The following is a 20,302-nucleotide window of genomic DNA, read 5'->3' on the forward strand; positions in this document are numbered from 1 at the left end:
GGCGCCGGCGCCACCTCGTGCCTCACGCGTCAGGAGCAGATGCCCCAGGGGATGTAGCTGATGTTCTGCGAGCCCTTGTAGTACGTCACGCCGAAGCTGTTGGAACCGTTCGAACGGAACGTGTTCCCGCTGCGGGTGGCGCCCCACGAGTTCTGGATCGACTGGCCCGTGTTCGGGTAGACCGTCACGGACCAGCTCGAGCGGCCGGACACGGTGTAGTTGACGTTGAAGCGGTCGCCGAAGTCCTGGCTGCGGGTCCAGCTGACGGTGCAGCCGTTGTTCGTGTTGCTGCCGCTGTCGTTGCCGCCCGTGCTGCCGCCGCCACCGGTGTTACCGCCGCCGCCGGTGTTGCCACCGCCGCCGTCGGCGCTGCCGGTGCCGACCGTGATGTTGGACGAGCCGGAGGACTGGTACCCCTCGGTGGCCATGATCTGGTAGTTCTGCCGGCCGAGCTGCATGCCCTTGGACGCCCACGCGTTGAAGTGGTTCTGGGCCGTGATGGTGCCGCCGACGCGCTTCTGCTGACGGACAGACCAGAACTGCTTGAACGTCGAGCTGTTGCCCTCGATCGAGGGGGCGTTGACGCGCGTCGTCTCGTAGATGTCGTACGTGCCGCCGTCGGTCGTGACGGTGCCCTTGAACGAGCCGGTCGGGCGGTAGGTGCCCCACGAGTCGACGATGTAGTACTCGACCAGCGGACCGTTGGTCCATCCGTACAGCGTGAGGTAGGCGTTGCCCGACGGGTTGAACGAGCCGGAGTAGGACACGGCGCGGCCGGTGCCGGTGGACCAGCCCTTGCCGATGACGAAGTTGCCGGTGTTGCGCCACGACGTCGAGTAGTTGCCGCCGTTGCCGAGGACGGCGGAGACCGTGCCGGGGCTGTCGGTCCAGAAGGAGAACCAGTAGCCGCTGTGCGTGCCAGTCTGGTTGCTGTTGACGTTCTGCGCCGAGGCCGGCGTGGCCAGGGCGACGGTGCCGGCCACGAGGGCTCCGGTGGCGAGCGCTCCGATCGCGGCACGGAGCGGGTGGCGACGACGGGGGCGTCGCACGAAAGTGTCGGTCATCTGGTGGCACTCCCTTGGGCAGCTCGGACGAGGGGGGATGTGACGATCGGCCGATCCGCGCTCCCACCTGCGGGTCGGCGGTCGTCGCGACGGGGGCCAGATCGCCTGTGATCGTTCTCCGGCGCCGCGACGGCAGCAGTCTGCCTCGTGGGAGCGTGGCCTCTCCCCACTTCGATCGGGGGATGAATCGTTTAATGTCCCCATCCCGGGGCGGAACGGGTGACACCGGACCACTCGTCCGCGTCGGCCACGCTGCCGCGCGTGGCGACGACGTCCCGCGCCCGCAACTTTCGAACCGCTCTGCTCCCGGTCCCGCTGCCCGCGGGCTACCCTCGCGCCGTGGCCGGAGCCGAGGACGTCGTGACGATCGACGGCGGGGACCTGGGGTGCGCGCGCCTGCTGATCCTGCTGCGCGACCGTGTCGCGACGCTGCAGGCGGGAGCCGTCGTCCACCTGGTCACCGCCGACCCGGTCGCGCCCATCGACCTGCCCGTCTGGTGCCACATGACCGGGCACGCCTACCTGGGCGTCGTCGACGGGACCGACCGGCCGACGTACGCGGTGGCCGTCGCGGCCCGCCCCGCGGCCACCGACGCCCGCAACCCCTGGCACCGCGGGCCCGCGGCGACCTGAGAGGCCCGCGTCGCGCGCGAGCCCGTTCGTGCCTCTCCTTGGGGGGGCTAGGTGCCGCATGGGAGAATGGGAACCGGCTCGCGCGGCTCCCTGCCCCCATCCCGGGTGGTGGCCGGTCCGTGCGTCCTCCGCAGCGGCTCCGTCGCTGCGGGGAGACGGCCCGCGTCCCCCGCGCAGGCCGAGCCCCCGCGTCAAGCAGAGGTGTGACCCATGCAGCCCGCCATCGGCGAGATCGTCGTCCACCCCCACCACGGCCCGACCCGCGTCGTCGGCATGCTCGAGCGCGCCTTCCGCGGCGCGACGCACCAGTACCTCCAGCTCGAGGTCGTCGGGAGCGGGATGGTCGTGTCGGTCCCGCTCGACAAGGCGGACGAGATCGGCCTGCGGCCCCTGTACGACGCCGACGGGATCGCGGCGCTCTTCGCCGTCCTCAGCTCCCCGAGCGCCCAGGTCCAGGAGGCCTGGACGCGCCGGTACAAGGAGAACCAGGAGCGCATGCGCAGCCAGGACCACCTCGTGCAGGCCGAGGTCGTGCGCGACCTGACGCGCCGCAGCATCGAGCGCGGCCTGTCGACGGGCGAGAAGGAGCAGCTGTGGCTCGCGACGCAGCCGCTGCTGACCGAGCTCGCGCTGGCGCTGGACGTCGAGCGTGAGCGTGCGCAGGAGATGATCGACGCCGCGATCCTCGACGACAAGGGCTCCCCGCAGGAGGCCCACGCCCTGTCCTGACGCCCCTCGCCGCCGCCCTCGACGTGGGTCCTGCCCGGGGCGCCCGAGCAGGACGGCGGTCTCAGGCGGGGCGGTGCGCCTGGACGACGGCGCCGTGCATGCCGTCGGCGACCTCGTGCGTGAACGTCACGGTCGCGTCGACGAAGCCGGCGGCCGCGAGACCGTCGAGGTACTCGCCGCGCGACAGCGCACCCGCGATGCAGCCGACGTAGGAGCCGCGCTCGGCGCGCTGGTCCGGCGTGAGGTGGTCCTCCGCGACCACGTCGGAGATGCCGAGCCGCCCGCCCGGGACGAGCACGCGGAACGCCTCGGCCAGGACGGCCGGCTTGTCGGGGGACAGGTTGACCACGCAGTTGGAGATGACGACGTCGACGCTGCCGTCGGGCAGCGGCAGGTCCTCGATCGTGCCCTGGTGGAACGCGACGTTGGTCGCGCCCGCCCGCTCGGCGTTGGCGCGCGCGAGGTCGAGCATCTCGTCCGTCATGTCGACGCCGTGCGCGAAGCCCGTGGGTCCGACGCGGCGGGCGGACAGCAGCACGTCGATGCCGCCGCCGGAGCCGAGGTCGAGCACGCGCTCGCCCTCGCGCAGGTCCGCCACCAGCAGCGGGTTGCCGCACCCGAGCGACGCGGCGACGGCCTCGACGGGCAGGGCGTCGGTGTCCTGCGCGGCGTAGAGGCCGGCGCCGAAGCGCTCGTCGATCTCGGGCGCGTTCGGCCCGCCGCAGCTCGTCGTGGCGTCGCTGCCGCAGCAGCCGGCCGTGCTCGCCTGCGTCGCGGCGAGCGCGTAGCGCTCGCGGACCTGCTGCCGGACGTCCATGTGTGCCTCCATGCATCGAAGTGTGTCGATGCGAACGATGGACCCATCCATCGACGGATGTCAATATCGACAACGGACGATGTCTGGACGAGACTGGTCGCATGACCGACCTGGGACTCGCCGCCCCCGCCGACCGCGCCTGCTGCACGCCGGTCACCGGCAACCCGCTCGGTCCGCAGGCGGCCGATGACCTGGCGCGTCCGCTCAAGGCGCTCGCCGACCCGACGCGGTTGCGGCTGCTGTCGATCATCGCGTCGCACGAGGGTGCCGAGGCCTGCGTGTGCGACCTGACCGAGCCGGTCGGGCTCTCGCAGCCGACCGTGTCCCACCACCTCAAGGTGCTCGCCGAGGCCGGCCTCGTCACGCGGGAGAAGCGCGGCGTGTGGGCGTACTACGCGCTGGTCCCCGGAGCCCTCGACCTGCTCGTGACGCACCTGGGCGCGCACCTCGGGCCGGCCCCGCGACCCTGATCCCGCGTCCCGACCCGGCCCCCCGGGAGGGCGTCAGTCGCGCGGCGCGAGCCGCAGCGTCACGTCGACGACCTCCGGCCCGACCACCGCGCCCACGTACGCCGGCCCGAAGCGGTCGTACTTGGCGTGGTACGCGGCGTCGACGTCGCCGTGCACGTCCGGCGACGGCGCCTCCAGGACGACGTCCTGCTCGACGCCACCGGCGCGCACCCGAGCGGTGCCCGCGGCCCGCGCGCGGCGGAACCAGCCGTTCTGCGGCCCGTGCGCCGAGCGGACGTAGAGGTCGTCCCCGACCCGCACGCCCCAGATCGTCACGTACGGCCGCAGCGTGCCGTCCGGCCGGTACGACGCGAGCTCCAGCTCCTCCGCGCCGCCGATGCGGTCCAGCGCCTCAGGTGCCCAGCTGCCCATGCGTCCTCCCGGTGCGACGGCGACAGTCCGATCGTCGCCGCGCGTCCCGGCGCACGCCAGTGGAGCGGGGTGTCAGGCGGTGCCCGGCCGGGTGCCCGCCTCCCGCGGGTCGCGCCGGGCCGCGTCCTCGTAGCGTCCCGCCAGCCGGGCGCACGCCTCGCGCAGCTCGTCCGGGCCCTCGACGCGCACGGCCGCGTCGAACCGCCCCAGGGATGCGGCCAGCGCGACCCACGACCACGACCCGGCGGTGAACCGGCAGCGCCCGTCGCCGAGGTCCTCGACGACGCCGTCCCCGGCGAACGGCACGACGTCGCGGGCCGGCAGGTCGAGGACGGCCGTGCCGCGGCACGGCCACGCGTCGGCCGACGTCGCGCCCCGGAAGCGCGCCGACAGGAGCTTCCGCACGTCACCGCCCGGCACGTCGCGGGGGGTGAAGCGCGGGCCGTTCGGCGTGCGGGGTGCCATCCGGTCGACACGGAACACGCGCCAGTCGGCCCGGTCGAGGTCCCACGCGACGACGTACCAGCGCCCGAGCGTCGCGACGAGGTGGTGCGGCTCGGCGCGTCGCGGCCGGCCGTCGTGCGTCGGGCTTCCCGCGGTCGCCCCCACGCCCGTCCCGCCCGCGTAGTCGAAGCGCAGCACCTCGTGCGCGCGGACCGCGGCCGAGACGGCCACGAGCACGTCGGCGGGCGCGACGGGGGCGGTCGGCGCCGGACCCGCGGTCTCGAACTGCAGCGCCTGCGCCCGGTGCCGGAGCCGCGGCGGCATGACGCGCCGGATCGTGCCGAGCGCGCGCTGGGCGGCCTCGTCCACGTCGGTGCCGAGCAGCGGCACGGCCTGCAGCGCGACCGCGATCGCCGTGACCTGGTCGTCGTCGAGCAGCAACGGCGGCAGCTCGGCGCCCGCCTCGAGCCGGTACCCGCCGGCCGACCCGCGGTCGGCGTGGACCCGGTACCCCATCGCCCGCAGCCGGTCGACGTCGCGCCGCACGGTGCGTTCGCTGACGCCCAGGCGGTCGGCGAGCGTCGGGCCGGGCCAGTCCCGGGGCGTCTGCAGGAGCGAGAGCAGCCGCAGCAGGCGCGTGGTCGTGGTGCCCGACGTCATGTCCCGAACCTAGACGCCCATCAGGACCGGAACTGACCGGATGGCGGGGCAACGTGCTCCGTGTCGCCGACCACGGCGACGCTCACCAGGAGGCAGCGATGACCATCAGCACCACGACCCACCTCAACTTCCGCGGCGGGGCCCGCGAGGCGCTCGAGCTCTACCGGTCCGTCTTCGGGGGCGACCTCGCCGCCGTGACGTACGCCCAGGCAGGCGCCGTGACCGACCCCGCCGAGGCCGAGCAGGTCATGTGGGGGCAGGTCGCGTCGCCGGCCGGCTTCCGGGTCATGGCCTACGACGTCCCGTCGCACACCGCGTACGAGCCGGGCCGGAACCCGGTCTTCGTGTCCGTGCGCGGGACGGACGGCGACGAGCTGCGGGGCTACTGGGAGGGCCTGGCCGCGGGCGCGTCCGTCCGCGTGCCCCTGGCCGAGGCCGCCTGGTCGCCGCTGTACGGCATGCTCACCGACCGGTTCGGCGTCACGTGGGTCCTCGACCTCGAGGTCCCCTGGTCCGCCTGACGGGCGTGCGCGATCACGCAGGTCAATCGTTTCGGGCCGGGACTCCTCCGACCGCGGTGCCTAGCATCCGAGGGGTTCCGTCACCCGAACGAATGGCTGGTGCGCGCATGAGGACGATCCCCACCCTGGTCACCGCGGCGGCTCTCGCCGCGGCCACGCTCGTCGTCGCGCCGGTCGCGGCCGCCGGCGGTCCCGGGCACGGCCCCGGGCCCGGCGGCGGCCCGGGCCACGGCCCGCGCGGCGCGTGCGCCGGCGTCGAGGCCCTGTTCTGCGAGGACTTCGAGTCCGAGCCGACGGGCGGCGCGTCGAGCCTCGACTGGGGCGTCGACACGCGCCACGGCACGCTGAAGGTCGAGCGCGCGGGTCGTCAGGGCAAGGTCCTGCGCGTGCACACGCAGGACAACGGGTACGCGTTCCTCGAGGTCGACGACTTCGCCGCCCCCGGCAACACCTTCTACGGCCGGCTGCGCCTCAAGGTCGACGACTTCCCGACCGCGCCGGACTGGGCGCACTTCACGCTCGTGGAGGTCACCGGCTCGGGCAGCGACGAGGTCGTGCGACCGCTCGGCGGGCAGTTCGCGCCCACGGTCGGAGCGGACGCGACGTTCTGGGGCATCGGGGCCGACGGCGGGCCCACGGGCGACTGGACGAGCTGGCGCGAGTCCGCGCCGACCGTCGAGGACGAGTGGCAGTGCGTCGAGTTCGAGTGGTCCGCCCCGGAGAACCGCGTCGCCCTGTGGTTCGACGGCGCGCCGCAGCCGGACCTCACGGTGACGGGGGACGAGCACGGCGGCGCGGACGTGCCGTTCGTCCTGCCGACGGCGGACACGGTCCGGATCGGCTGGCAGCTGTACCAGGGCGGCGCGACGCCCGACCACTTCGACGTCTGGGTCGACGACATCACCCTCGCCTCCGAGCGCGTGGGCTGCGGCGGCGGGAGCGCGAGCTAGGGAAGGATGAGCACGGACGCGGGCCCCTGCCTCGACCATCGCTGAGAGCTGGCAGGGGTCCGCGTTCGTCGTGACGGTCCGCCTAATCCTTACGGTGCTGGACCGCGATCACGGCGTGGGTGAGGGTGACCGCCGTCATGGTCGACGCCCAGCGGTCCCGCTCGCGCGTGCCGGCCCGCCTCGCGGCGGTGTCGAGCACGGTCGTCGCGCTGGGCGCGGGCGGCCACGTCGCGGGTGCCGGGACGCTCCCGGACACGCGTGCGCTCGCCGTGCTGGCGGCGCTGACCGCGGCCGGCGCCGCGCCCCTCGCGCGGCGGCCCCTGCGGGTGAGCACGCTGCTGCCCGCCGTGGCCGTGTGGCAGTGGCTCCTGCACCGGGCGTTCGCGGCCACCGCGACGGTCGAGGCGGTCTCGGGTGACGTGGTCCCGGGCGGCGCGGTGCACGTCCACGGCGGTGCGGTGCCGGTGCCGATGCCCGGAGCCGGGCCCGGCGCCCACGCCGTGTCGATCGCCATGATCGCGGCGCACGCCGCCGCGACCGTGCTGACGGTGGCGCTGCTCGTCGCGACCGAGCGCGCCGGGCAGCGGGCGCTGGACCGGCTGGCGTGGGCCGTGCCCGTGCTGGCGGGAGCCGCCCTGGTGCCGGTCGTCGGCACGGCGCGACGTCGACCCGTCCGTGGCCGCCGGCACCGTGCGACGCCCCGGACGCGGACCCTCGGCACGCGCGGCAGCCGCGCCCCACCCACGGCCCGCGCCCTCTGACCGACCGGCACCTCACCGCGTCGCCCGTGGACCGTCGTCCGCGGTGCGGCGTCCTCGCGCACGCCCGCACGGGCGTGCCGCGGCCCTGCCTCCGCGCGCCCACGCGCGCCCGGACGCGACCCCGCGTCCGCCACGTCCGAGAGGGACGACCATGACCTCCACGCCCACGTCCACCACCGACGCCCCGCAGCCGGGTGCCCCGCCCGACCCGCCCGCGCGGGGCTCGCTCTGGTCCGCGCTCCAGCCGGTCCTGCTGCGGCTGCACTTCTACGCCGGCATCCTCGTCGGCCCGTTCCTGCTGGTCGCGGCCGTGACAGGGCTGCTCTACTCGGTGTCGCCGCAGCTCGAGGCCGTCGTCCACCGCCACGAGCTGACGGTCGACGAGGTCGGTGCGACGCGCCTCGACCTGGCCGACCAGGTCGCCGCCGCGCGTGCCGCGCACCCCGAGGGCCAGGTCGTGCAGGTGCAGCCCGCGGCCACGCCCGACGGGACGACGCGCGTCGTCCTGGCCGCCACCGACGTCCCCGAGGGCAAGGACCGCACGGTCTTCGTCGACCCGTACACCGCCGAGGTGCGCGGGTCGCTCGCCACGTACACCGGGTTCCTGCCGGTGCGCTGGACGCTCGACGACCTGCACCGCAACCTGCTGCTCGGCGAGCCGGGCCGCGTCTACTCCGAGCTCGCGGCGTCCTGGCTGTGGGTCGTCGTGCTCGGGGGTGTGGCGATGTGGGTCGCGCGCTCGGCGCGACGGGGGCGGTGGCGCCGGCTCGTCGTGCCCGACCGCACGGGGCCTGCCAGGCGGCGCACGCTGTCGTGGCACGGGGTGGTCGGGCTCGTCGTCGCGCTGGGGCTCCTGGTGCTCTCGGCGACGGGCATGACGTGGTCGGTGCGCGCCGGTGCGAACGTCGGCGAGCTGCGGACCGCCTGGGGGTGGACCACGACGTACCTCGACACGACGCTGCCGGGTGCGGCGGCCGGCGAGGAGGACCCGCACGCCGAGCACCGCCTCGGTGACGGGACCCCCGACGCCGTGCTCACCGCCGGGATCGGCGTCGACGGCGTCCTCGCGGTCGCGCGCGACGAGGGGCTGCGCGACCCGCTGCGCCTGACACCGCCGGCCGACGCGACGCACGCGTGGGGCGTCGCCGAGCACGGCGGCGGGCTGCCGTCCCGGGCGGACTCGATCGCGGTCGACCCGATGGACGGCACCGTGGTCTCGCGCGTCGACTTCGCGGACCAGCACCTGGTCGCCAAGCTCGCGCACTGGGGCATCTACGCGCACATGGGCGAGCTGTTCGGGGTGGCGAACCAGGTGGCGCTCGCCGGGCTGGCGACCGGGCTCATCACCCTGGTCGTCCTGGGGTACCGGATGTGGTGGCAGCGGCGGCCCACGCGCGAACCCGGCTTCGGCCCCGGACCCCTGCTGCCGCCCGGTGCGCTGCGCGCTGCGCCCCGGGCGCTCACCGTCGTGGTGCTGGGCCTGGCGGCGCTGGTCGGCTGGTTCGTCCCGCTGTTCGGCGTCCCGCTGCTGGCGTTCCTGCTGGTCGACACGGCCCTCGCCGCCCGACACCGCCGCACCACCAAGGCCTGACGCGGTTGCCGAACGCGGACTTCTGCCGCTCCGGGACCCCCGGAAGCGGCACAAGTCCGCGTTCGACGGGGAGGAGGGTCAGGGGAGTGTCGCCAGGACCTGGGGGTCGGCGCAGCCGCGGGCGAAGCCGGCGATGCGGCGGTCGACGTCCCGCTGCAGCACGACGCGCCCGATCCGCTCGGCCACCGGAGCGAGCCACGCCGGGCGGCACGTGAAGCTGTACCGCCAGACCGCGCGCGTGCCGCCGTCGGGCAGCGGCGAGAAGCGCCACCCGCCGGCCATGACGGCGAAGAACCACGGCCCCTCGACCATCTTCATCCCGACGTTCGTCGGCGGCTTGTACGAGACGTACTCGCTGACCATCCGCAGGCCCGAGCGGTGGCGCGTCAGCGTCCGCACGCCCTTGGCGGGGACCGTCGCGCCGTCGAGGAACGACTGCCGGCGGATGAACGGGTCCCAGCGCAGGCGGGCGTCGCCCGTCGTCTGCGACACGGCGAACGCGACGTCGGGGGGCACCGGCAGGTCGACGCTGGACTCCACGATCATCGGGCGACCCTACGGGGCGCCGGGCCCGTCGGCCCGGCGCACGCGGCGTCGTCAGCCGGATGCCACGAGCTCGACCTCGAACCCGTCACCGTCCTCGAGGTAGGCCGCGTCGTGGTCGGGCCCGCGGGGTGGCACGACCCTCAGTCCGCCAGCGCCGTCCACCGCAGGTGCACGTCCAGCGGCAGACCGTCCTCGGTGTCCGAGTCGTCGACCAGCTCGCCGGGCACCGGGCGGCGCATCAGGTCGGGCACCGGCCGGGCGACGGGTGCGCCGTAGTCGTCGGTCCAGTCGATCTCGTCGTCGTCCGTCGGGTCGAACGCGATGCCGTGGTCGGCCCAGAAGCCCGCCGCGTACCGGTCCTCGATGCTGCGCAGCAGCTCCCACGTGGGGCGCTCGTAGTCGGCCGTCTCCTCGGCCGTCGCGTAGCGCGAGTAGTAGCAGGCGCCGAGGATCCAGTACGCGGCCAGCGCGGTCGCGCGGTCCGTGGTCGGGTCGTCGAGCACGAACCGGACCGTCGCGTCGCCGCCGTCGTAGTTCATCCGCCGGACGAACGTGTGCCGCTGCTGCGGGGTCGCCGCACGCAGGAAGTCCCGCAGGAACTGCTCGGCCTCGTCCGGCTCCGGGGTCTCGTTGCTCACGTCGCGAGCGTAACCCGCAGCCTCGCAGCCCTCCCTCAGGGCAACGGTGACAGCCTGCTGCCGTGCGGGTCCGCGTACGCCTGCGGTGTCCCGTCCAGGCTGACGACGAAGCCGCGGTCGACGCGGTCCGACACCAGCTCGGCCGTGGTCGGCAGGACGCGCGCGCCCTCGTTGCCGAGCCAGTGGCCGGGCAGCGTCCCGACCAGCTCGACGAAGGAGGCACGCGCCTGCGGCGTCAGGTACGCGAGCACGGCGCTGTGCAGCACCACGAGCGTCGCGTGGGTCGGGGCCTGCGCGGCGAGCGTCGGCAGCACGTCGAGCAGGTCACCGGCCACGACGCGCGGCGGGTCGGTGCGCGCGACCGCCAGCGCGGCGCGCAGCCGGGCGCGACGCTCGTCGTGCTCGGGCCAGACCAGCGTCTCGAGCCAGGCGCACGCGTCGTCGTCGGTGACGTCGACGGGGGCCAGGTCGACGCCCGCGCGCCACACGACCTCGGGCAGCCGCTCCGGTGCCGCGACCACCGGACCGAGGGTGCAGGGCAGCACGACGGGTGACGGTCCGTCCGCGGGGTCGAGCGAGCGCTCGCCGCCGTCGGCGGAGTCGTAGCGGTAGGAGTACCGGTCGGGCAGGAGGCACAGGCCCGCCGAGGCCCCGACCTCCAGCAGCGCCAGCGGCTGCGGGAGCCGGGCGAGGAACGGCAGGAGCGTCGCGCAGCGGCCTGCCTCGTTGGTCTGCGTCGCACGGGCGCGGACGGTCGCCGCCACGTCGTCCCACCGCGTGAGCAGCGTGCGGCGCAGGTCGTCGTAGCCGCCCGACGCCCCGTGCCACCGGGCGGCCGCGAACACGAGGTTCGGCTGCCGCTTGCCGGCCGGCAGCGTGTCGAGCAGGGCCGTAACCTGCGGGTCCGTGCTGACGCCGGTGGCCCACTCCTCGTACGTGGGCGACGTCCCGCGCGCCTCCCGCGTGGCGAAGGCGCCGTAGCCATGAGCCACGGAGGACGTGCCGAGATGCGTCGCAGGATCCACGGCCCTCAGCCTGCCAGGTCCGCCACGGCCGCTCGTCGAGACCGGCCTGGGTCGTCGTCAGGGGCGCGGAACACGACCGAGGACGGTCTGGACGCGACGGTGTCCCACCATCCGGTCGGGGGAGTCAGGCTGCCGGCGTCGTCCGGCTGCGATGCTCCGTCACGATGCGGGTGAACAGGCGCTCGTAGTCCGCGACCATCCGGTCGGCCGCGAAGCGTGCGCGGGCCTCCCGGCGGCACGCGCCCCGGTCGAGGGCGGCAGCGGCGGCCACCGCGGTGACCGCGCCCGGCACGTCGTCGACCAGGAAGCCCGTCGACCCCGGGGTCACGAGCTCCGGCATCGACCCGCGCCGGTACGCCACGACGGGGGTCCCGGCAGCCATCGACTCGACCACCGACAGGCCGAAGGGCTCGTCGAAGTCGATGAGGTGCAGCAGCGCGACGGCCCCACCCAGCAGCCGGTCGCGCTCGGCGGGGCCCACCGGCCCGACGTAGCGCACGTGCTCGCCGTCGACGTGGGGGAGGACCTCGCGGCGGTGGTACCCCTCGTCGTGCACGACCCCGGCGATCACGAGCGGCCGACCGGCCCGGCGTGCGACCTCGATCGCGGTGGCCGTGCCCTTGTCCGGGTGGATGCGCCCGAGGAAGAGCAGGTACCCGCCGTCGCCCGCACCGGGGGAGAACGCGTCGACGTCGATGCCGTGGTGGATCGTCGCGGCGTACGTGAGGTCGGGATGCCGGTCGGCGTCGCTGATCGCGACGTAGTGCGTGGCGTCGTCGTACGCCCGGTAGACGGGCAGGATCCGCTCGGAGGAGAACCCGTGGACCGTCGTGACCACCGGCGTCGCCACGAGGCGGCTGAAGACGAGGGGCAAGAAGTCGAACTGGTTGCTGATGACGTCGAACTGCCCGGCCCGCTCGAAGCACGCCGCGATGTGCAGCCCCTCGCTGACCTTGGCGTCGACCGTCGGGTCCTCCTCGTACCCCGCGGGCGCCTCGGCGTGCAGGTGCGCCGCGGTCAGGGAGTCGGCCGTGGCGAACAGCGTGACCTCGTGCCCCCGGGCGACCAGGCCCTCGGCGAGCGTGGACGCGACCTGCTCCCACGGGCCGTAGCCACGTGGTGGGACGCGATGGGCGATCGAGGCGAGCACGGCGACTCTGACGGCGGCCTCCTGGGGTCCGGGTGAGCGTACGCCCCCCGGGGTAGGCTCACCCCAGTCTCGCCGGACCTCTGGTCGGCGACCGGTGCCGGATCGGCGCCCCTTCGGGACGCGGCCCCTCCCCCCCCACCGTGGACGGCAGCACTCTCGCTGCGCCAAGCGCCACGGAAGCAGACCCGATGAGTGTTCGTCTCGCCATGCTGTCGACCTATCCCTCCACCCCGTGCGGCATCGCCACGTTCAGTGCCGCGCTCGTCCAGCACCTGCGCGAGGCCGGCGCCGACGTGGGCGTCGTGCGGCTGGTCGACGCACCGCAGGAGCGGTCGGCGCCCGTCGTGCACGAGTGGGTCGCGGACGACCCGGACGGGGCCGCCGCGGCTGCCGCGGCGCTCGACACGTACGACGTCGCGGTCCTGCAGCACGAGTACGGCATCTACGGGGGTCCCGACGGGCAGGACGTGCTCGACCTCCTCGCCCGCGTGCGCGTGCCCGTCCTCACGGTGCTGCACACGGTCCTGACCCGTCCGACGCCCAACCAGCACCGCGTGCTGGCCGGCATCGTCGCGGCGTCCTCGGCGCTGGTGACGATGACGACCACGGCGCGCGACCGCCTCGTCACCGGGTGGGGCGTCGACCCGGCGCTCGTCGTCGTCATCCCGCACGGCGCGGAGGACAACCGGCCCCCGGTCGTGGCGTCCCGGCCCGACGCGGACGGACCCCGGACCGTGCTCACGTGGGGTCTGCTGTCCGACGGCAAGGGCATCGAGTGGGCGCTCCTCGCGCTCGCCGAGCTGCGGGAGCGGATGCCGCTGCCCACGTACCTCGTCCTCGGGCAGACGCACCCGCGCATCCTCGAGCGCGAGGGTGAGGCGTACCGCGACCGGCTCGTCGCGCTGACCCGCGAGCACGACCTCACCGGGTCCGTGCGGTTCGACGCGCGCTACCTGTCCGGCCCGGACCTGCGTGCCGTGGTCCGCGAGGCCGACGTCGTCCTGCTGCCGTACGACTCCCGCGAGCAGGTGACGTCCGGCGTGCTGACCGAGGCGGTCGCCGCCTGCCGGCCGGTGGTGTCCACCCGGTTCCCGCACGCCGTCGAGCTGCTCTCGAGCGGTGCGGGCCTGCTGGTCCCGCAGCGCGACCCGTCCGCGATCGCCGCGGCGCTGGAGCGGGTCCTGACCGTCGACGGGGTGGCCGAGGGCATGACCGCGACCGCCCGCGGGCTGGCCGACGCGCTGCTGTGGCCCGCCGTCGCGCGGCGCTACCTCGGGCTCGCGGCGACGGTCCGACGTGCCGCGCTGCCGACGGCCGTCTGATGGGCGCGACCCTGGTCCGCGACGCCGAGCGTCTGCCGCGCCTCGACCACCTGCTGCGCCTGGCCACCCCGACCGGTCTCTACGAGCACGCGCTGGGTGACGAGCCGCGCGTCGAGCACGGCATGTGCGTCGACGACGTGGCACGTGCGCTCGTCGTCACGGCACGGTTCCCGTCCTCCGACGCGTCGGCCGCCGACCTCGCGGCGACCTGCCTGAGGTTCGTGCGGGCCGCGCAGCGCCCGGACGGCCGGCTGCACAACCGCCGCGACCCGGACGGCGCGTGGCTCGACGAGCCGTCGACCGACGACCACTGGGGACGGGGGCTCTGGGCGCTGGCCGTGGCGGCGGTCGAGCTGCCCGCCGGGCCGATGGCGCGCGGCGCGCGCCGCGGAGCGACGCTGGCCATGAGCGCGCGGTCCCCGCACACCCGCGCGACGGCCTACGCGGCGCTCGGCGCGGCGGAGCTGCTGCGCGTGGACCCCCGCGACGGCGCGGCCCGGCGACTCCTCGGTGACGCCCGGGCGACGCTGCCGCGTGCCGCGGCGGACGCGCGCTGGCCGTGGCCCGAGCCGCGGCTGACCTACGCCAACGCCGTGCTGCCCGAGGCGCTGATCGCGACCGGTGGTGCGCTCGACGACGCCGCCCTGCTCGCCGACGGCGTCCGCCTGCTCGACTGGCTCGTCGCCGAGCAGACCGTCGACGGCCGGCTGTCCGTCGTCCCCGTGGGCGGCCGCGGCCCGGGCGACGACCGTCCGGGCTTCGACCAGCAGCCCGTGGAGGTCACCGCGCTCGCGGAGGCGGCAGCCACGGCCCTGCGGGTCACGGGTGACCTGCGGTGGGTCACCGTGCTGGACCGCTGCGTCGCCTGGTTCGAGGGCGCGAACGACGTGGGCGTCCCGGTGCGCGACGCCGCGACAGGCGCCGGCTTCGACGGTCTGGAGCGCGACGGCGTCAACCAGAACCGGGGCGCGGAGTCGACGCTCGCGTGGCTCGCGTGCGCGCAGCTCCTCGCCGCGACCTCCGGCGACGCGGCGTGACGGGCACCGGCGCGGACCGGTCCTGGGTGCGTCGCACCGACCACCTGCTGCGGCCCGACCCGGACCGCGTCGTGGCCCGGCTGTTCCTGCCGGGCCAGGAGCTGGCGTCGTCGGGCCGGTCGCGTGCCGCCGCCGTCCTGGAGCGCGTCCGGACGCTGGACGACGCCGCGGTCGAGCGTGAGCTGACCGCGCTCACCGACGCCTTCGACGACCGGCACCACGACCTCGAGGCGACGTGGGAGACGCACTTCGCGCACGTGTGCCACGGGTCGGACGAGGCCCGGTCGATGCCCGCGCAGCACCGCCGTCTCGTCGGCGCGTACTTCACCGCCGAGTACGCCGTGCAGTCGGCGGCGCTGTTCAACCCGTCGATGGTCGCCCACCCCGACCAGAGCGGGCTGCCGGCCGGGTCGACCCGCTTCGTCATGACCCTGCGGTCCACGGGCGAGGGCCACGTCTCCAGCATGGAGCTGCGCACCGGCACGGTCGACGTCGACGACGTCGTGCGGTTCGACCCGTCACCCACGCGGGCCGTCCAGCCGGTCGTGGCCGTGGAGCAGGCGCAGCGGTCCGACGCGCGCGGGTACGACATCACGTTCCCCGCGGACTCCGCGATGAACGAGCGCGTGCTGATGCCCCAGACCCCTGCCGAGCGCAACGGCGTGGAGGACGTCCGCATGGTGCGCCTCGAGCACGCCGACGGCGCCACGTCGTACGCGGGCACGTACACGGCCTACGACGGACGGGGCATCTCGATCCAGCTGCTGCGCACGCAGGACTTCGAGACGATGTCGAGCCGCCCGCTGAGCGGGCCGGGTGCACGCGACAAGGGGCTGGCGATCTTCCCCCGGCAGGTCGGCGGGCGTTGGTTCGCCATGTCGCGCGCCGACCGCGAGAGCAACGCCGTCGCCGCGTCCGACGACCTGGTGCACTGGCACGAGCCCGTCGTCGTGCAGCGCCCCGAGCACGGCTGGGAGGCCATCCAGCTCGGCAACTGCGGTTCGCCCGTCGAGACCGAGCGCGGCTGGCTCGTCCTCACCCACGGGGTCGGGCCGATGCGCACCTACAGCATCGGTGCGCTGCTGCTCGACCTCGACGACCCCACGCGCGTCGTCGGACGCCTCAGGTCGCCCCTGCTCACGACGCTCGGTGACGAGCGCTCCGGCTACGTGCCGAACGTCGTGTACTCGTGCGGTGCGATGCTGCACGGGCGCACCCTGGTGCTGCCGTACGGCACCAGCGACTCGGCCACGCGCATCGCGCTCGTCGACGTCGACGCCCTGCTGGACGCGCTGGTCGCCGCGCCGTGACCGGGTGGTGAGGTGCGCGGCCGGCGCGCCCGGGCTCAGGCGGCGCACCGCCCTCGGTGAGCCGCCTCAGGTCGGCAGGCCGCCGAGGTCGCGCACGTTGCGGTAGCCGTCCCAGGTCAGCGTCCTCACCGGTGGGAGGTTGGCCGGGGAGTGGTGCGACGCCCGATACTCGGCGACGTGCTCGTCCTGCCGACCCCGCCCCCGACGTGGGGTGACGTGCGCCTGCGCGGGTTCGAGCCGCGGGACGTCCCGATGGTGCGTGACCTGTCGACCGACCCGTACATGCCGCTGACCGGGACGTTGCCGGCGGACGCCACGGACGCGCAGGCCGTCGCGTGGATCGAGCGACAGCGCGAGCGTCTGCGCACGGGGGCGGGGTACTCGTTCTGCGTCGCGGACGTCACCGACGACCGCGCCCTGGGGCAGGTGGGGCTGTGGCTCGCCCACCTGCACGAGGGGCGTGCGTCCGCCGGGTACGGTGTCGCCCCGCGCGAGCGAGGTCGCGGCGTCGCGGCGCAGGCGCTGCGGGCGGTGACGGCGTTCGCGTGGACGATCCCGGGGCTGGACCGCGTCGTGCTGGACGTCGAGCCGTGGAACGTCGCGTCGGTCCGCACCGCGCAGCGCGCCGGGTACCGCTGCGAGGCGGGGCCGACGGAGCAGCGGGACATCGGCGGGCGGTCCGCGGAGGTGCTGCGGTTCTCGACCACCCGGGAGTGAGCGGGGGACGAGCCGGGCGGCGTTCCCGGAGCGGCGTCCTCGCCGCGCGTCCTGCGCCGCCTGGTTCTACCGTGTCGCGATGACCCGTGCTGCTGGAGCCGTCGACCGGCTCATCGCTCTCTACCAGGCCCGGTTGTCCCCCCGGAAGGGCTGGGGCTGCGCGCACCGGGTGGCGCACGGCGGAGCCTCGTGCTCGGTGGCGGTGCGCACGCTGGTGCGACGTCGCGGTGTGGCCCGCTCGGTCGTCCCCACCGTCGTGCGCTTCGTCGCCTGCTACCAGGCGGCGCGGCTGCTCGCGCAGACGGACGTCAGCGGCGTGTGCTGCTGCGGCGGCATCCCGATCCCCTTCCGCTTCCCCGGGCGCTCCTGACCGGGCCGAGCGACCGGCGCGCGCCTACGGCGTCGTGACCGGCGTCGGCCACGGCGTCGCGGTGGGCGACGACGTACCGGCGGGCGGCCCGCTCGGCGACGGTGACACCGCCGGGGTGGTCGGCGGCGGTGGCGGCATCGTGTACCGCGGAGTCGGCGACGGGCTCGGGTCGTTGCAGGCGACCATCTCGTCGCCGGCGTCGGCCGTGCAGGTGTCCGCCCCGTCGCCGCCGTCGAGCGCGTCGTTGCCCTCGACGCCGTCGACGCCGTCGAGCACGTCCGCGGCGTCCCTGCCGCGCAGGCGGTCGGCACCCGGCCCACCGACGAGCGTGGATGACCACACGGAACCCGTGAGCACGTCGTCGCCGCTGCCCCCGCGGACCTCCTCGACGTCCGTCCGGCCCCAGCCGTTGGCGCCGCCGACCGCGTCCCCCTCGCCCGGGGCGCCGTCGCCGCCGATGCCGTCGAGGGTGATCGTCACACCGCCGGTGCGCGCGCTGTAGTCCGCGACGTCGTGCCCGGGCCCGCCGACGAGCTGCTGCGCGCCGTCGGGCGTCGCCCCGGTGACGAACCGGTCGTCGCCGAAGCCACCCTCGGCGCGGCCGTCGCCGGTGCCGCTGTCGAGCACGTCGTCCCCGAGGCCACCCTGGAGCAGGTCGCTCCCGTCGCCGCCCAGCAGCGTGTCGTCGCCGTCCCCACCGATGAGGACGTCGTCACCGCCGAGGCCGAGGACCCGGTCGTCCCCGTCACCGGCGCAGACGACGTCCGCGCCGCGCGTGCCGCGCAGCGTGTCGGGGCCGGCCGTGCCACGGATCGTGCACCGGTGCCCGGGTGCGGTGTCGTACCGGAACCAGTCCCACGTCGAGGTGCCCTGGTGCGTCTCGAAGCCGAGGCCCACGGTGCCCTGCGCGGTGCCGGTGAGCTCGCGGTCCACGACGGTGCGGCCGTCGACCAGGATCCGCACGTGCTTGCCGCGGGCCTCCACCTGGTACCGGTGCCAGCGCTGGGTGTCCAGGGGGATCGACTGCCGGTCCTCCCACGGGTGGGTGAGGCACAGCTCGCCCGGGCCGAACGCCAGCTGCATGAGCTCGGTGTTGTCACCCAGCCACACGAGCGTCGCGGGCGTGCCGCCGTCGTCGGCGGAGCACGAGACCGTGGCGTCCCGGCCCAGACGCATGCGGAAGTCCACGTCCCAGCCGGTCAGCCGGGTCGCCGAGCCTGTCCAGTCGGACGGGGACCGGCCCTCCAGCAGCATGACGAGCGTGTCCTGGCCGATCGTCAGCGTGCCGCCGCGGGCGCTGACGTCGGGCTCGTTGGTGGGGCCGAACCCGATCACCTGCCACGGGTCGGACGGGACGCGCCAGAACTCCTCGCGCTGCACGTCGCCCGCCCACGCCGGTGCGGGCACGAGCAGCGTCGCGGCCAGGACGGTGGCAAGGGTCAGGCCGAACCGGGTACGCCTCATCGTCGAGCTCCCCCTGTGGCAGTTGCTTCGCACGATAGGGGGACGGGACCGGCCGTGGACCGGCCGGACGAGGTCTGAAGTGATTCGCACCGGCAGCCGGGGTGCTGCCGAGGTCGACGTCAGCGGCGGCGGGCCGCCAGGCTGGCCACGACCGGCGCGAGCAGCGCGACACCGGCGGCGACGAACGCGGCGGTCGCCACCGTGTCGTCGTACAGGGGGCCGTTGGTGCGGCCGAGCCCGATCCACGTCAGGCCCCACGCCATCGCCAGGCCGACGGGGATCACGAGGGTCGGGCGGCGGCGGCCGTACGCGCCGTAGGTGACGGCCAGCAGCGCGGCGGCGGAGACCAGGACGACGGACCAGCCCGTCGCGCCGAGCCCCAGCTCGCCGACCTCGGCGTCGGCGAGGAACGCCGCGGTGTTCGCGAGCGTCGCGACGCTGACCCACCCGGTGTACAGGCCCACGGTGAGGTCGGTGACGACCGACGGCAGGGTGCGGGTGTGCGGCAGGCGCACGAGCTTGACGTACATCGTCGCCAGGACGCCCAGCAGGACGACGATGACGACGACGCTGCCCGCGACCGAGCCGACCTGCACGGCCGCGATCCACAGCGCGTTGAGCAGCATCGACGCGAGCACCCACCACGAAATCGCGCGCAGGCGCGCGTCGGCGCCCTGGCGGGGCAGGGCCTGGACCACCGCGAAGACCGCCAGGCCGGTGTAGATCACCGACCAGATGGAGAACGCGGGGCTGTCGGGGGCGACCGGTGTCGCGGTCGCGGACAGGGCGCCGCCCGCGGCCTCGGCGATGGGCTGCCCGCCGAAGGCCCCGGACCCGACGGTCGCGCCGACGATGGCGACGACGGCGCCGACGAGGACGGTGACCTGGCGGACCCGGTCCTGAGAGGTCACGCGCTGCGTGACCGCTGTGCTGGTGATGGTCTCCATGAGGACAGAGTGGCAACACTCAGCCTGCTGAGCATCTTGAACGGTGAATCAGGTCGGGATCGCGGTGGCATCACACGGCGACAGGCCCGGAGCGGGCTGCCCGCACGCGCAGGAGCCAGTCCACGACCAGTGCCGCCGCCGGCCCGGGGCGTCCCGGGTCGCCGCCGTAGCCCGTGGGGTCGAGGGCCGCGAACGTCGCGCGCGGGTAGTGCGTGAGCCGCGCCGCCGGGTCGGAGCGCCCCGAGACGTGGTCGTGGCGGTCGGCGACGAAGAGCGCGGGCGCGGTGAACGGCTCGGGGGCGGCGTCCTCGGGCTCGACCTCGAGCGTGTACCGCAGGTCGACGGACGTCTCGACGTGCTGCGGGCTGCGGTGCGGGCCGGCCACGGCGCCGCCGGTGAGCGTCGCCAGCCCCAGCACGCGCCGCCGCAGGTCGTGCGCCACGCGGCGCGCCAGGACGCTGCCGTGCGAGTTGCCGAGGACCGCGAACGGCTCGTCGCCGAGCCGTGCGTCGATCTCCCGCTCGACGGCCTCGACGACCTCCCGCGTGCTCGCCGCGTCCCGAGCGGGCGACCCCGGCCTGCCCGGCGGCGCGAGGTAGAGCCGCCGCCACCCCCCGACCGCGTGGACGGGTGCGTCCAGCGACGGGAGGACGCGGTGGTCCCAGCCGAAGCCGTGGAGCACCACCAGCGGCGTGCCCTCGCCGCGTTCGACTGCATGCATATGT

At 75.0% G+C, this 20,302-nt stretch carries 23 protein-coding genes; 12 read left to right on the plus strand and 11 right to left on the minus strand.

Going from position 1 to position 20,302, the window contains the following annotated elements; genetic code table 11:
* Positions 1–29: 29 nt before the first annotated feature.
* Positions 30–1,064: a glycoside hydrolase family 11 protein gene (locus H9657_RS16340; protein ID WP_191784493.1), complete on the minus strand. Its 1,035-nt coding sequence runs from the start codon at positions 1,062–1,064 to the stop codon at positions 30–32.
* Positions 1,065–1,403: 339 nt separating this feature from the next.
* Here H9657_RS16340 and H9657_RS16345 point away from each other — a divergent pair, with 339 nt between their 5' ends.
* Together H9657_RS16345 and H9657_RS16350 are read left to right on the plus strand one after the other, a co-directional pair.
* Entirely contained in the window at positions 1,404–1,697 is a 294-nt protein-coding gene (locus H9657_RS16345; protein WP_191784494.1) for a sulfurtransferase TusA family protein, read from the plus strand.
* A 210-nt stretch (positions 1,698–1,907) separates the two neighbouring features.
* Positions 1,908–2,426 carry a CarD family transcriptional regulator gene (locus H9657_RS16350; protein WP_191784495.1) on the plus strand — a complete coding sequence of 173 codons (519 nt, stop codon included), beginning with the start codon at positions 1,908–1,910 and terminating at the stop codon, positions 2,424–2,426.
* Between the two features lie 61 nt (positions 2,427–2,487).
* Here the strand turns inward: H9657_RS16350 and arsM are convergent, their stop codons facing one another.
* The gene (arsM, locus tag H9657_RS16355) at positions 2,488–3,255 is read right to left on the minus strand and encodes an arsenite methyltransferase (RefSeq protein WP_191784496.1); all 768 of its coding nucleotides are present in this window, start codon (positions 3,253–3,255) and stop codon (positions 2,488–2,490) included.
* Between the two features lie 89 nt (positions 3,256–3,344).
* Here arsM and H9657_RS16360 point away from each other — a divergent pair, with 89 nt between their 5' ends.
* Positions 3,345–3,713 carry an ArsR/SmtB family transcription factor gene (locus tag H9657_RS16360; RefSeq protein ID WP_191784497.1) on the plus strand — a complete coding sequence of 123 codons (369 nt, stop codon included), beginning with the start codon at positions 3,345–3,347 and terminating at the stop codon, positions 3,711–3,713.
* 33 nt (positions 3,714–3,746) lie between these two features.
* Here H9657_RS16360 and H9657_RS16365 read toward each other — a convergent pair whose 3' ends face one another.
* Both H9657_RS16365 and H9657_RS16370 read right to left on the minus strand, forming a co-directional pair.
* Positions 3,747–4,124 carry a DUF2255 family protein gene (locus H9657_RS16365; RefSeq protein WP_191784498.1) on the minus strand — a complete coding sequence of 126 codons (378 nt, stop codon included), beginning with the start codon at positions 4,122–4,124 and terminating at the stop codon, positions 3,747–3,749.
* Between the two features lie 72 nt (positions 4,125–4,196).
* A complete protein-coding gene (locus H9657_RS16370) occupies positions 4,197–5,228 on the minus strand; it encodes a helix-turn-helix transcriptional regulator (protein ID WP_191784499.1) in 1,032 nt (343 codons plus the stop codon).
* A 98-nt stretch (positions 5,229–5,326) separates the two neighbouring features.
* Here H9657_RS16370 and H9657_RS16375 point away from each other — a divergent pair, with 98 nt between their 5' ends.
* The 4 genes from H9657_RS16375 (at position 5,327) to H9657_RS16390 (ending at position 9,051) form a co-directional block, all read left to right on the plus strand.
* Complete coding sequence (locus H9657_RS16375) at positions 5,327–5,749, plus strand: VOC family protein (protein ID WP_191784500.1); 423 nt, start codon at positions 5,327–5,329, stop codon at positions 5,747–5,749.
* 107 nt (positions 5,750–5,856) lie between these two features.
* A complete protein-coding gene (locus tag H9657_RS16380; RefSeq protein WP_191784501.1) occupies positions 5,857–6,699 on the plus strand; it encodes a hypothetical protein in 843 nt (280 codons plus the stop codon).
* Between the two features lie 125 nt (positions 6,700–6,824).
* Entirely contained in the window at positions 6,825–7,460 is a 636-nt protein-coding gene (locus H9657_RS16385) for a hypothetical protein (RefSeq protein ID WP_225215489.1), read from the plus strand.
* 151 nt (positions 7,461–7,611) lie between these two features.
* A complete protein-coding gene (locus H9657_RS16390) occupies positions 7,612–9,051 on the plus strand; it encodes a PepSY-associated TM helix domain-containing protein (protein ID WP_191784503.1) in 1,440 nt (479 codons plus the stop codon).
* A gap of 78 nt (positions 9,052–9,129) precedes the next feature.
* On the opposite strand, the gene H9657_RS16395 is transcribed toward H9657_RS16390, so the two are convergent.
* The 4 genes from H9657_RS16395 to H9657_RS16410 form a co-directional block, all read right to left on the minus strand.
* Complete coding sequence (locus H9657_RS16395; protein ID WP_191784504.1) at positions 9,130–9,597, minus strand: type II toxin-antitoxin system RatA family toxin; 468 nt, start codon at positions 9,595–9,597, stop codon at positions 9,130–9,132.
* Positions 9,598–9,737: 140 nt separating this feature from the next.
* Entirely contained in the window at positions 9,738–10,235 is a 498-nt protein-coding gene (locus H9657_RS16400) for a DUF4274 domain-containing protein (RefSeq protein ID WP_191784505.1), read from the minus strand.
* Positions 10,236–10,270: 35 nt separating this feature from the next.
* Positions 10,271–11,260: a DUF2332 domain-containing protein gene (locus H9657_RS16405; RefSeq protein ID WP_318241558.1), complete on the minus strand. Its 990-nt coding sequence runs from the start codon at positions 11,258–11,260 to the stop codon at positions 10,271–10,273.
* 124 nt (positions 11,261–11,384) lie between these two features.
* The gene (locus H9657_RS16410; protein WP_191784506.1) at positions 11,385–12,410 is read right to left on the minus strand and encodes a glycosyltransferase family 4 protein; all 1,026 of its coding nucleotides are present in this window, start codon (positions 12,408–12,410) and stop codon (positions 11,385–11,387) included.
* Positions 12,411–12,598: 188 nt separating this feature from the next.
* On the opposite strand from H9657_RS16410, the gene H9657_RS16415 reads away from it, so the two are divergent.
* The 5 genes from H9657_RS16415 (at position 12,599) to yidD (ending at position 17,166) form a co-directional block, all read left to right on the plus strand.
* Positions 12,599–13,732: a glycosyltransferase gene (locus H9657_RS16415; protein WP_191784507.1), complete on the plus strand. Its 1,134-nt coding sequence runs from the start codon at positions 12,599–12,601 to the stop codon at positions 13,730–13,732.
* Positions 13,732–14,769: a glycosyltransferase gene (locus H9657_RS16420; protein WP_191784508.1), complete on the plus strand. Its 1,038-nt coding sequence runs from the start codon at positions 13,732–13,734 to the stop codon at positions 14,767–14,769. Before H9657_RS16415 ends, H9657_RS16420 begins: the two co-directional genes overlap by 1 nt.
* Entirely contained in the window at positions 14,766–16,079 is a 1,314-nt protein-coding gene (locus H9657_RS16425; RefSeq protein ID WP_318241559.1) for a glycoside hydrolase family 130 protein, read from the plus strand. Before H9657_RS16420 ends, H9657_RS16425 begins: the two co-directional genes overlap by 4 nt.
* 177 nt (positions 16,080–16,256) lie before the next feature.
* On the plus strand, positions 16,257–16,796 hold the full coding sequence (locus H9657_RS16430; protein ID WP_318241560.1) for a GNAT family N-acetyltransferase: 540 nt from the start codon (positions 16,257–16,259) through the stop codon (positions 16,794–16,796).
* 79 nt (positions 16,797–16,875) lie between these two features.
* Positions 16,876–17,166 carry a membrane protein insertion efficiency factor YidD gene (yidD, locus tag H9657_RS16435; protein WP_191784509.1) on the plus strand — a complete coding sequence of 97 codons (291 nt, stop codon included), beginning with the start codon at positions 16,876–16,878 and terminating at the stop codon, positions 17,164–17,166.
* A gap of 24 nt (positions 17,167–17,190) precedes the next feature.
* Here yidD and H9657_RS16440 read toward each other — a convergent pair whose 3' ends face one another.
* From H9657_RS16440 to H9657_RS16450, 3 genes are all read right to left on the minus strand, one after another.
* The gene (locus H9657_RS16440; protein ID WP_191784510.1) at positions 17,191–18,630 is read right to left on the minus strand and encodes a calcium-binding protein; all 1,440 of its coding nucleotides are present in this window, start codon (positions 18,628–18,630) and stop codon (positions 17,191–17,193) included.
* Between the two features lie 119 nt (positions 18,631–18,749).
* Entirely contained in the window at positions 18,750–19,577 is an 828-nt protein-coding gene (locus H9657_RS16445; RefSeq protein WP_191784511.1) for a tryptophan-rich sensory protein, read from the minus strand.
* Between the two features lie 70 nt (positions 19,578–19,647).
* Positions 19,648–20,298: an alpha/beta fold hydrolase gene (locus tag H9657_RS16450; protein ID WP_191784512.1), complete on the minus strand. Its 651-nt coding sequence runs from the start codon at positions 20,296–20,298 to the stop codon at positions 19,648–19,650.
* Positions 20,299–20,302 lie beyond the last annotated feature (4 nt).

The organism is Cellulomonas avistercoris, from assembly GCF_014836445.1.
GTDB classification, from domain to species: Bacteria; Actinomycetota; Actinomycetes; order Actinomycetales; family Cellulomonadaceae; genus Cellulomonas; species Cellulomonas avistercoris.

What these genes read in the sequence shown, in the direction of transcription:
- H9657_RS16395 (WP_191784504.1), bottom strand. Translation starts at nt 9,597, where the DNA reads ATGATCGTGGAGTCCAGCGTCGACCTGCCGGTGCCCCCCGACGTCGCG.
- H9657_RS16415 (WP_191784507.1), top strand. Translation starts at nt 12,599, where the DNA reads ATGAGTGTTCGTCTCGCCATGCTGTCGACCTATCCCTCCACCCCGTGC.
- H9657_RS16445 (WP_191784511.1), bottom strand. Translation starts at nt 19,577, where the DNA reads ATGGAGACCATCACCAGCACAGCGGTCACGCAGCGCGTGACCTCTCAG.
- H9657_RS16360 (WP_191784497.1), top strand. Translation starts at nt 3,345, where the DNA reads ATGACCGACCTGGGACTCGCCGCCCCCGCCGACCGCGCCTGCTGCACG.
- H9657_RS16450 (WP_191784512.1), bottom strand. Translation starts at nt 20,298, where the DNA reads ATGCATGCAGTCGAACGCGGCGAGGGCACGCCGCTGGTGGTGCTCCAC.
- arsM (WP_191784496.1), bottom strand. Translation starts at nt 3,255, where the DNA reads ATGGAGGCACACATGGACGTCCGGCAGCAGGTCCGCGAGCGCTACGCG.
- H9657_RS16365 (WP_191784498.1), bottom strand. Translation starts at nt 4,124, where the DNA reads ATGGGCAGCTGGGCACCTGAGGCGCTGGACCGCATCGGCGGCGCGGAG.
- H9657_RS16375 (WP_191784500.1), top strand. Translation starts at nt 5,327, where the DNA reads ATGACCATCAGCACCACGACCCACCTCAACTTCCGCGGCGGGGCCCGC.
- H9657_RS16380 (WP_191784501.1), top strand. Translation starts at nt 5,857, where the DNA reads ATGAGGACGATCCCCACCCTGGTCACCGCGGCGGCTCTCGCCGCGGCC.
- H9657_RS16390 (WP_191784503.1), top strand. Translation starts at nt 7,612, where the DNA reads ATGACCTCCACGCCCACGTCCACCACCGACGCCCCGCAGCCGGGTGCC.
- H9657_RS16420 (WP_191784508.1), top strand. Translation starts at nt 13,732, where the DNA reads ATGGGCGCGACCCTGGTCCGCGACGCCGAGCGTCTGCCGCGCCTCGAC.
- H9657_RS16340 (WP_191784493.1), bottom strand. Translation starts at nt 1,064, where the DNA reads ATGACCGACACTTTCGTGCGACGCCCCCGTCGTCGCCACCCGCTCCGT.
- H9657_RS16370 (WP_191784499.1), bottom strand. Translation starts at nt 5,228, where the DNA reads ATGACGTCGGGCACCACGACCACGCGCCTGCTGCGGCTGCTCTCGCTC.
- yidD (WP_191784509.1), top strand. Translation starts at nt 16,876, where the DNA reads ATGACCCGTGCTGCTGGAGCCGTCGACCGGCTCATCGCTCTCTACCAG.
- H9657_RS16440 (WP_191784510.1), bottom strand. Translation starts at nt 18,630, where the DNA reads ATGAGGCGTACCCGGTTCGGCCTGACCCTTGCCACCGTCCTGGCCGCG.
- H9657_RS16350 (WP_191784495.1), top strand. Translation starts at nt 1,908, where the DNA reads ATGCAGCCCGCCATCGGCGAGATCGTCGTCCACCCCCACCACGGCCCG.